This is a genomic window from Allopontixanthobacter sp., from assembly GCF_034376665.1.
Taxonomy (GTDB): domain Bacteria; phylum Pseudomonadota; class Alphaproteobacteria; order Sphingomonadales; family Sphingomonadaceae; genus Allopontixanthobacter.
The window spans coordinates 1-9,791 of the sequence record NZ_JAXMJI010000013.1 but is presented as its reverse complement, the minus strand read 5'-3'; the positions used below and the strand labels follow the sequence as shown (position 1 = coordinate 9,791).

8 protein-coding genes and 1 riboswitch are annotated in these 9,791 nt (G+C 62.0%); of the genes, 6 read left to right on the top strand and 2 right to left on the bottom strand.

What is annotated here, in order from left to right:
- From U0988_RS01180 to thiC, 4 genes are all read left to right on the top strand, one after another.
- Nucleotides 1-607 (top strand): amidohydrolase family protein (locus U0988_RS01180; RefSeq protein WP_322290826.1); only part of this gene is annotated, 607 nt, incomplete at its 5' end.
- 149 nt (nucleotides 608-756) lie between these two features.
- Nucleotides 757-2,571 carry a DUF885 domain-containing protein gene (locus U0988_RS01175; RefSeq protein WP_322290825.1) on the top strand — a complete coding sequence of 605 codons (1,815 nt, stop codon included), beginning with the start codon at nucleotides 757-759 and terminating at the stop codon, nucleotides 2,569-2,571.
- Nucleotides 2,572-2,687: 116 nt separating this feature from the next.
- Nucleotides 2,688-3,284 (top strand): hypothetical protein, encoded by a 597-nt coding sequence (locus tag U0988_RS01170; RefSeq protein WP_322290824.1) that lies wholly within the window; start codon nucleotides 2,688-2,690, stop codon nucleotides 3,282-3,284.
- A 46-nt stretch (nucleotides 3,285-3,330) separates the two neighbouring features.
- Nucleotides 3,331-3,452, top strand: a riboswitch (TPP riboswitch).
- Nucleotides 3,453-3,494: 42 nt separating this feature from the next.
- A complete protein-coding gene (gene thiC / locus U0988_RS01165) occupies nucleotides 3,495-5,390 on the top strand; it encodes a phosphomethylpyrimidine synthase ThiC (protein ID WP_322290823.1) in 1,896 nt (631 codons plus the stop codon).
- Nucleotides 5,391-5,430: 40 nt separating this feature from the next.
- On the opposite strand, the gene U0988_RS01160 is transcribed toward thiC, so the two are convergent.
- Nucleotides 5,431-6,093: a hypothetical protein gene (locus tag U0988_RS01160; protein WP_322290822.1), complete on the bottom strand. Its 663-nt coding sequence runs from the start codon at nucleotides 6,091-6,093 to the stop codon at nucleotides 5,431-5,433.
- A gap of 225 nt (nucleotides 6,094-6,318) precedes the next feature.
- On the opposite strand from U0988_RS01160, the gene U0988_RS01155 reads away from it, so the two are divergent.
- Both U0988_RS01155 and U0988_RS01150 read left to right on the top strand, forming a co-directional pair.
- Entirely contained in the window at nucleotides 6,319-8,697 is a 2,379-nt protein-coding gene (locus tag U0988_RS01155; protein WP_322290821.1) for a TonB-dependent receptor, read from the top strand.
- Between the two features lie 83 nt (nucleotides 8,698-8,780).
- The gene (locus U0988_RS01150; protein WP_322290820.1) at nucleotides 8,781-8,984 is read left to right on the top strand and encodes a hypothetical protein; all 204 of its coding nucleotides are present in this window, start codon (nucleotides 8,781-8,783) and stop codon (nucleotides 8,982-8,984) included.
- Between the two features lie 303 nt (nucleotides 8,985-9,287).
- Here U0988_RS01150 and U0988_RS01145 read toward each other — a convergent pair.
- Nucleotides 9,288-9,791, bottom strand: a 504-nt coding sequence (locus tag U0988_RS01145) for a hypothetical protein (RefSeq protein ID WP_322290819.1), incomplete at its 5' end; no start/stop codon positions are given.

The window sequence follows — 9,791 nt, the reverse complement described above, 5'->3', positions numbered from 1 at the left end:
GGAGGCGCATTTCAGCGACGCGGAAATGAAGAGCATCGCCGACACCGCCCATTCGCTCGGGCTGAAAGTCATGGCCCATGCCCACGGCGCGCGCGGGATCGAAGCCGCGGCGCGGGCGGGCATCGATACGATCGAACACGGCACCTATCTGGATGACGCCGCGATCAAGGCGATGAAGGAAGAGGGCACCATCCTGGTTCCCACGCTGATGGCGTTCCAGGGCATCAGCGAGCGATTGGGCCAGGGCATCTACACCCCGGTGGTCGAGGACAAGGTTCGCGCCGTGGCCGAAACCGCGAAAGTGTTCATGGGCAAGGCCCTGCGCGGCGGCGTGAAAATTGCCTTCGGCACCGATGCGGGCGTGTTCGACCACGGGCGCAACGGGCAGGAATTCCGTCTGATGATGGGGCAGGGCATGTCCAGCCGCCAGGCGCTGGCCAGCGCCACTACGGTGGCTGCCGAGGCGCTCGGCATGGAGGGAGAAATCGGCCGTATCGCGCCGGGCTATTCCGCCGACATCATCGCAGTGAAGGGCAATCCGCTGCAGGATGCGACGGTGCTGGAAAATGTCGGCTGGGTCATGGTGCGCGGCACGGTGGTGGAATAATCGCGCCGCCGGTCGAACGCTTGAGCCGCTTCATCGAACCGCGGCAGATGCGTGTGTCTGTACCTACTAACACGGCGCACAAACCATGATCTGGCAGGCCTTCGCGGTGAAGGGACACCGCGGCGCGCCTGCATTCGCAAGGGAAATCCATGAAAATTTACCGCCTCGCTCTGATGTCGACCGCCGCACTTGCTCTCGCGGCCTGCGCTACGACCGCGCCGCCGACGCAGCAAGTCCAGGCCGGGCTGGATGCGCAGACGGCCGAACATGACACGCTGTTCGCCATTTTTGCCGCCGCGGACGAGGCCGATCTCCGGCTCAACCCGGTCAGCGCGCTGTTCCGCGGCGACATGCGCTATGCAGACCGTCTGGGCGATTTTCTGACCGAGGAATATGTCCGGCAGGATATCGCCAACGCCCGCGCCAATCTGGCCGCGCTGGAAAGTGTCGACCGCACCAGACTGAGCGCGACCGACCAGATTGCCTATGATGTTTTCCGGTATAATCAGGAACAATCGCTGAAGGGCAACGCCGAGGATATCCGTGCGCTGACCGAAGTGCGCCCGGTGAACCATTTCAGCGGCTTCCATACGTTTTATCCGACCTTCGCCAGCGGGCAAAGCGCCGCGCCGTTCAAGACGCTGGAGGATTACGACAACAATCTGAGCCGCCATGGCGATTACATTGCCATCAGCGACCGCGCGATCGGCAAATTCCGCGAAGGGATGGCCTCGGGCGTACTCGAAACCAGCCTGACGATCCGCAACGTGATCGAGCAGCTGGATACCCAGTTGGCGATGCCGATCGAAACATCGCCCTATTGGGCCCCCATCGGGACCATGCCGGACACGTTTTCCGCCGCTGACAAGGCGCGCCTGACGGCTGAATATCGCAAGGTTACCGGCGAGTTGTATGCCGCCAACCAGCGGATGCGCGATTTCCTGCGGGATGAATATCTGCCCGCCGCGCGCACTACGGTCGGCCTCGGCCAGATGAAGGGCGGCGAAAAGCTCTACGCCCAGCTGATCGAGAGCACGACCACGCTGCCGCTGACCGCGGATTATCTCCATACCCTGGGCTTGTCCGAAGTCGCGCGGATTCAGAAAGGGATGCAGCAGATCAAGGACGAAGTGGGCTTTGGCGGAACGCTGAAGGAATTCTTCGACTTCATCCGCACCGATCCGCAGTTCAAATCCGCCAGCCGGAAAGCACTGACGCAGGCCTATTACGACATCGGCAAGGTCGTCGATGCCAAGGTGCCAGAATTCTTCTCGCTGGTGCCCAAATCGAAGCTCGAAATCCGGCCCTACGAGGAATTCCGGGAGAAATTCGAAGCGGGCGGGTCCTACCAGTCGGGCGCTCCTGACGGTTCGCGGCCCGGCATCTTCTATTTCAACGCCTATGACCTGCCCAGCCGCACGACCCCCGGTATCACGACGCTGTACCTGCATGAAGGCGCGCCGGGGCACCATTTCCAGATCAGCCTGGCGCAGGAAAACGAAGCGCTGCCGGCGTTTGTCCGGTTCGGTGGAAACACCGCCTATGTCGAAGGCTGGGCGCTGTATGCGGAAACTCTCGGGTACGAAATGGGTCTGTTCGAAGATCCATACCAGCGGCAGGGCACACTGGACGATGAAATGCTGCGCGCGATGAGGCTCGTCGTCGATACCGGGCTTCATGCCAAGGGGTGGTCCCGCGAGCAGGCGATCGAATACATGACCGACAATTCCTCGATGGGCCTGACCGACGCGACCGCCGAAGTGGAACGGTACATCGCGATCCCGTCCCAGGCTCTGGCCTATAAGGTGGGGGCGCTGACGATCCAGCGACTCCGCAGGAAAGCCGAAACGGCCATGGGCGACGATTTCGACATCAAGGAATTCCATGCCCAGGTGCTCGGCACGGGGGCGCTGCCGATGCCGGTGCTGGAAAAGAAGATCGACGACTGGATTGACAAACGTTAATCCACGCGCACCTTTGGACAATCCCGTAATTTCGGGCCGCTAATTTCGCCGTTGCCGTACCGAAAGGGCTGATCGGGGTAAAAGGCCCCCCAAAACAAAGAAAGAGGAAAACCATAATGGACATTTCGGCTCGCAACGCCGGCCAGGTCGCCGCAATTGCTCTTCTCTTCAGCGTCGCAACCCATGCGCTTTATGTGATCAAAAGCAGCGCGGGGCTGGGTATCGCATCCTCTGCTATATGGACGGTCGAAGCGATTGCATTCGCGGTCATGGCGCTTTTCGCGCTGGTCGCGCTGGCTCGCCGCGCCAGTGCCCCTGTTGTCTGGGCCTCGTTTGCAATAGGCGGCGTGTTCAACGTGATCCAGACCGGTATGGGCCTCGCAATGTTTGGTCCGCTGAGGGCGGGCGGAGAAGCCATGGCACCCGCATTCCAGGCGGTGCTGGCCGGGGCGTTCTTCTTTTATTTCGCGGGCAAGTTCCTGTTCGGGATCGCCGCGACGGTCCTCGGCCTCGCCTTGCTGAAAGGACCGATCGCGGCCCGGGTGATCGGCGGCCTGGCAGCGCTGATCGGGCTGGCGGCGATCGTGCTCAATGGTGTCGCGATGGCAATCGGTACGCAGATCGGCCCCTGGGCGGGCGCGGCCGGTGTCGCGGCTGCGTTGCTTGCGGCGCTAGCAGTGCTGACCACCGGACGGCAAAGCATTGTCGCCTGAGGTAGCCCCGGCCCTTTCCATTCTTTGTGGAAGGGCGTAACACCTAAACCATACCCCGGGGAGCCGTGTGCCGATCCAAGGCAGGCTGAGAGGGACGTTTCGCAGCGTCCGACCCGTCGAACCTGAACCCGTTAGGACGGGCGGAGGGAGTGGGCCGGTTCTCGCCAGAAAACCGCTTCCCGCTTACTCCGCCGCCAAGGAGCAAAGCGCATGGCCGACATCAATTCCAAGCTTGAAATCGGGGTTACCACCGGTCCGATCCGCGGCAGCCGAAAGGTCCATGTCGGCCCCCTCGGCGTGGCCATGCGCGAGATCGACCTCGAGCCCTCCAGCGGCGAACCGCCGCTGCGGGTGTACGACACCTCCGGCCCCTATACCGATCCCGCTGTCCAGATCGACATCAAGGCAGGCCTCGCCCCGCTACGCCGCCAGTGGCAGCTCGATCGCGGCGATGTGGAGGAATACGCCCCGCGCGAAGTAAAGCCGGAAGACAACGGCCAGCTTGGTCCGGACCGCAGCGGCGGGGTCCCTCCGTTCCCGACCGCGCTGCGCCGCCCGCTGCGCGCCAAATCGGGCGCGAACCTCAGCCAGATGCATTATGCCCGCCGCGGCATCATCACGCCGGAGATGGAATATGTCGCGGCGCGGGAAAATCTCGGGCGCGAAATGGCGCGGGAAGCGTCGTCCGGCGGGGAGAGCTTCGGCGCTTCCATCCCGCTCAACGTTACGCCTGAATTCGTGCGGGACGAAGTGGCGCGCGGGCGGGCGATCATCCCTTCCAACGTCAACCACCCGGAATGCGAGCCGATGGCCATCGGCCGCAATTTCCTGGTCAAGATCAACGCCAATATCGGCAATTCCGCCGTCGCATCCGATGTGGCGAGCGAAGTGGACAAGATGGTCTGGTCGATCCGCTGGGGCGCGGACACGGTGATGGACCTTTCCACCGGCCGCAACATCCACGACACCCGCGAATGGATCATCCGCAACAGTCCTGTTCCGATCGGCACCGTGCCGATTTATCAGGCGCTGGAGAAGGTCGGCGGCGTGGCCGAAGACCTGACGTGGGAAATCTTCCGCGACACGCTGATTGAACAGGCGGAACAGGGCGTCGATTACTTCACCATCCACGCCGGGGTGCGCCTGCCCTATGTCCCGATGGCGGCCAAGCGCGTCACCGGCATCGTCAGCCGCGGCGGCAGCATCATGGCGAAATGGTGCCTCGCGCATCACAAGGAATCGTTCCTCTACGAACATTTCGACGACATTACCGAGATCATGAAGGCCTATGACATCGCCTACAGCCTGGGTGATGGCCTGCGCCCCGGCAGCATCGCGGACGCCAATGACGAAGCGCAATTCGCGGAGCTTTACACTCTGGGCGAGCTGACTCACCGCGCATGGAAGTCCGATGTGCAGGTGATGATCGAAGGGCCGGGCCATGTCCCGATGCACAAGATCAAGGAGAATATGGAAAAGCAGTTGCAGGTTTGCGGCGAAGCGCCATTCTATACGCTCGGGCCGCTCGTCACCGATATTGCGCCGGGATATGATCACATCACCAGCGGCATCGGCGCGGCGCAGATCGGGTGGTACGGCACCGCGATGCTCTGCTACGTCACGCCCAAGGAACACCTCGGCCTGCCGGACCGCAACGACGTGAAAGTCGGCGTCATCACCTACAAGCTGGCGGCCCATGCGGCGGATCTGGCGAAGGGACATCCCGCATCCCAGATGCGCGACGATGCGCTGTCCCGCGCGCGCTTTGAATTCCGCTGGCGCGACCAGTTCAACCTCAGCCTCGATCCCGACACGGCGGAGGAATACCACGACCAGACCCTGCCGGCCGAAGGCGCGAAATCGGCGCATTTCTGTTCGATGTGCGGGCCGAAATTCTGCTCGATGCAGATCAGCCAGGAAGTGCGCGATTTCGCCGCGAAACAGAACCAGACCGCCGACGGCTTCCTCGCGGCGGAGAAATGGGGCGCGGATACTGCCGCCGCCAGCAAGGCCGCCGCGGAAGCGGGGATGCGCGAAATGAGCGAGAAATACCGCGAAGGCGGCAGCGAGCTGTATATCGGTGCCGGGGGCCGCGAACACGACTGAGGGCATGAACCCGGTTATTTAACCCCCGTCGTGGTGACCGCTATTCGTGGCCCCACGGCGCGGGGGGCGCGGGCACAGGGCGGGTGAGGTCGAATTCCACGCGGAACAACCGGCCCTCCCGCTGCAATTGATAGGCGTAGCGCCCGTCCGCCGTGCCCGCCGAGTCCACCTCCACCCGCCAGATATTGGTGACCGAAGCCGCCAGTTCGTTCGCCCTGAACATCGCGATGCTTGCCCCATCGACGGGAAATTCCTGCGCCCGCGCAGTGCCGGGGGCCGCGGTGTCCCCGCCATAGAATGTCACCGCGTCCGCCGTACCGTCTTCATGCCGGTGATCGTGCTTCAGCCGCAGGCCGGTACCGGTGCGCGTGATCAGCCAGGTGCGCGAGCGGTCCCAGCTACCATCGGCGTTTCCGACATGGAACGGCACCGCAATGCGCGTGTCGCTGCATTCGCGCACATGCATCACCATGGGCAGTCCTCGCATATCTGCATCCGCTGCCTGATCCGAGACCAGCGCGCCGGCATAGGCCCGCCCGCAATGCGACGCGAGCGCATCGAAGAAGGCATCCTGCGGGTTGGCAACCGCGTGGCCAGCCCCCGGCGCTGCCGCCCCGACGCATCCCGCCATCAGCGCGGCCGATAGCAGGGGCAGCATAGCCGAGCGAGCTGGCGGGGTGTGGGCGAGGGAAAGCTGTGTCACGGCGGTTTTCCATAAAACTTGGGAATACTTCGGCTGAGAGCTTTGGCGACATAGATGGAGTATGGCAAAGAGTAAAAATTACACTATTAGGGCCTCAGTGGGTCCGTTGAAGACCGAAGATTGGCAGGGTTGTCGATCCTTGGCGGCGGCGGAACCAGATCGTATTGTGCAGGACTGCCTGAGAAAAACAAACGATCCGCTACTATCCTTTGGGAGGAAACTATCATGAAAATCTCTGCAATTGCGATCTCGTCCACCTCCGTCATGGCGCTCGTCGCTTCACTCGGAGTTGCCAGCCAGGCTCACGCTCAGCAGGCGGAACCCGTGTTCACGGGCAACGAGATTGTCGTTACCGCGACGAAACGTGACCAGACGCTGCAAGACGTGCCGTTCTCCATCAACGCACAAACCGCTGAGGATATCCAGAAATCCGGCGCGGTCACGCTGGAGGATGTGTCGCGCAATGTTGCCGGGCTGTCGGTACAAAATCTCGGACCCGGCCAGAGCCAGGTGTCCGTGCGCGGCGTTTCCGCGGGTCAGGTGGTGCGCGACCAGCCCGGCGTGAAGGAACAGGTCGGCGTGTATCTGGACGAAAGCGTGATTTCGCTGTCGCTGTTCACTCCCGACCTCGATCTGTTCGATCTCAACCGCATCGAAACCCTGCGCGGGCCGCAGGGGACGCTGTTCGGTTCCGGATCGGTCGGCGGCACGATCCGCTACATCACCAACCAGCCGCGCCTCGGGGCTGTCGAAGGGACCGTCGAAGCCAATCTCAACCTCGTCGATGGCGACGATATCGGCGGCCATCTGAAGGGCGCCATCAACCTGCCCCTGGGCGATAACGCTGCGGCGCGCGCCGTGGGCTATTTCACCCGCTACGGCGGTTTCGTCAACGCTATCGGCCCGGCCGGCGGGGAGGACGTCAACAGCGGCGAACGCTATGGCGGGCGTCTGGCGGTGACGTTCCAGCCCAGCGACACGCTGAGCATCACCCCGCGGATCGTCTATCAGAAGATAACTGCCGACGGGTTCAACCGGCAGGAAGAATACAATCTGTTCGGCAATCAGTTCACCACCACCAGGCCGCAGGTCGATTTCGACGAGCGCGAACAATTCCTGCTGCTGCGCGAAGCGTTCGAAGACGAAACCATGATCGCCGATGCGACCATCAAGCTCGGGCTGGGCGCCGTGGAACTGACCTCGGTCACGTCCTATATCGACCGGAGCATCCTGGTCAGCCGCGATGCCAGCGCGCTCAGCGGGTCGGTCTCGGTCGATCTGGGTTTCCCCGACGCCGGCGTGTTGCTGCCGTCCAATCTGCGCGACACCACCGAGCTCGAAACCTTTACCCAGGAACTGCGCCTGGCATCGGATGGTGCCGGACCGCTGCAATGGGTGATCGGCGGCTTCTATTCGAAGATCGACCGCGTGTATGAACAGCGCCTGCCGACCCCGGGCTACGACGCCTTTACCGACGCGGTGCTGGGTGCGGGAACTTCGGCCGCGGTGGCCAACGGGTTTGGCCCCGATTCGCCGTTCAATTCCGACCTGCCCTATGACATCAAGCAATTCGCGATCTTCGGCGAGGCCACCTACGACCTGACCGACGCGTTGAGCGTGACCGCGGGCGGGCGCTATTACGATTTCGAGGAAGAGCGCACCATCACCACGGGCGGCCTGTTCGCCAATGGTGACGCGGGCGTGGTCGACCAGACGGAATCCAACGGGTTCACCCCGCGCCTGCTGGTCAGCTATGATCTGAGCGACAATGTGACGGTCAACGCCCAGGCGGCGAAGGGTTTCCGCCTCGGCGGCGTCAACGATCCGCTCAACACGCCGCTGTGCAACGCGCAGGATCTCGCGCTGTTCGGGGGCTTCCAGAATTACGACGACGAAACGCTGTGGAACTACGAATTGGGGATCAAGACGCAGGGCCGCGGCTTTACCTTCAACGCGGGCGCATTCTACAACGACATCAGCAATCTGCAGGTGACGCTGGACGCGGGCAGCTGTTCCAGCCGCATCGTGTTCAACGTGGAAGAGGCGCATAGCGCCGGCGTCGAATTCGAACTCGGCCTGAACCCGGTTCCGGGGCTTGACCTGTCGCTGTCGGGCAGCGTGATCGAGGCGGAGTTCGATACCACCCTGCCAGGCGCGCTGACGGTGGCCACCGGCATCCGCGAGGGCAACCGCCTGCCATCGGTGCCGAAATTCCAGCTTTCGGCCTCGGGCAGTTACGAATGGCCGGTGGGTGACGGGACCGACGCCTATGTCGCGGCATCGTTCCAGCACGTCGGCAGCCGCTTCACCCAGCCCGCCGATCAGGAAAACAACCCGCGGACCTTCGTCCACGGTCTGCCGTTCGGCGGGGCACCGGCGGGGTCGGCGACCACCATCGACCTGCTGCTGCCCGATTACCAGCTGGTCAATGTGAGCGCGGGTATCGATTTCGACACCGGCCTGTCCTTCGTGGCCTATGTCAACAATGTGTTCGATGAAAACGCGCTGCTGTCCTTCGACCGCGAACGCGGCGGCCGCGCCCGGCTCGGCTACAATATCGGCCAGCCCAGAACCTACGGCGTGACCGTCCGCAAGACCTTCTGACGCCGCCGGCTAACTTCAAATCATGAAACACCGCCTCCCGCATTGGGGGGCGGTGTTTTCATATCGGCCGATAGGGTTTTGATTTGGAGAATTCCGGTGAGGAGAGGTGGGGAGGGATTTCCGACACCTTCCACCCCAACCTCGCCGGACAGCTGGATGAATTTGTCGTGGTCAAGAACCGCTACATTAAAGCCCCCTTCCCAGCCTGGACCGCGCTGGGCGTGTCGAGCCTTTACGAGCCGAATGGGCTGGTGGAGATCAAGACTGTGGCACGGGCGCCGGAGTGAGTGGGCGTGGGGGGATTAGGTTTGCTGTCTGCGGAAACCAACCTTCCCCCCTCCCTGGAGGGAGGGGCCGGGGGTGGGTGTACGGCGCTGATAGCGCGTGTCCATCGCCGGGCCAAAGTGTGTTTCACGCGGAGACGCGGAGGCGCGGAGGCGCAGAGGGGGCGGAGCCGGTTGAGCGAGCAGAGCCTGAATTGAGTATACTGTCCCCGGAATTCGGGAGGCGGTGTTTCTGTTTGGTGGTGTGGGGGGAGGTAGGGATTGCTTCGCCGGTTTGCTGTGCGCTTGAAAAGCGCCTTGTTCGGTTCATTTCTTAGATTCCCGAAGTATCGGAAGTTTTCTCAAAGCAGCAGATGAAGAATCGTCAAATGATCTGTTAAACAGTTCAACACTTTGGGCAGCGCGAATGCCGATGTACAAACCATAATCCAAGATCAAGGCTAAATACTTTCTTCCCGCCTCATGAGGGGTGATTCCTTCACTTATCACGTGCAATAACCGAAGCTGTACCAAACTGGTAACGTTACGAAATAGTTGCGAATCATTGTTGATTTCGATTAGAAATGCGTTCTGACGCTTTTCTTTAATGCAGAAAGCCTTAATTGTTTCGAGGGTCACATTCAATCCTAGGGCTTGATCAGATGCATCTTGCTCCAAATCTCTGAGTTTGATCGTCAAGGTTTCGGATGCTGCTTGATTGACGTTAGACACGGTAACTCGTGCTCTGGCGTCAATGTTCGCTTTCTGGATTGCTTGGGAAAAGAGATAGATCGCATCCCTTGGTACTCCTGCTGAGACCCAAGTGAGACG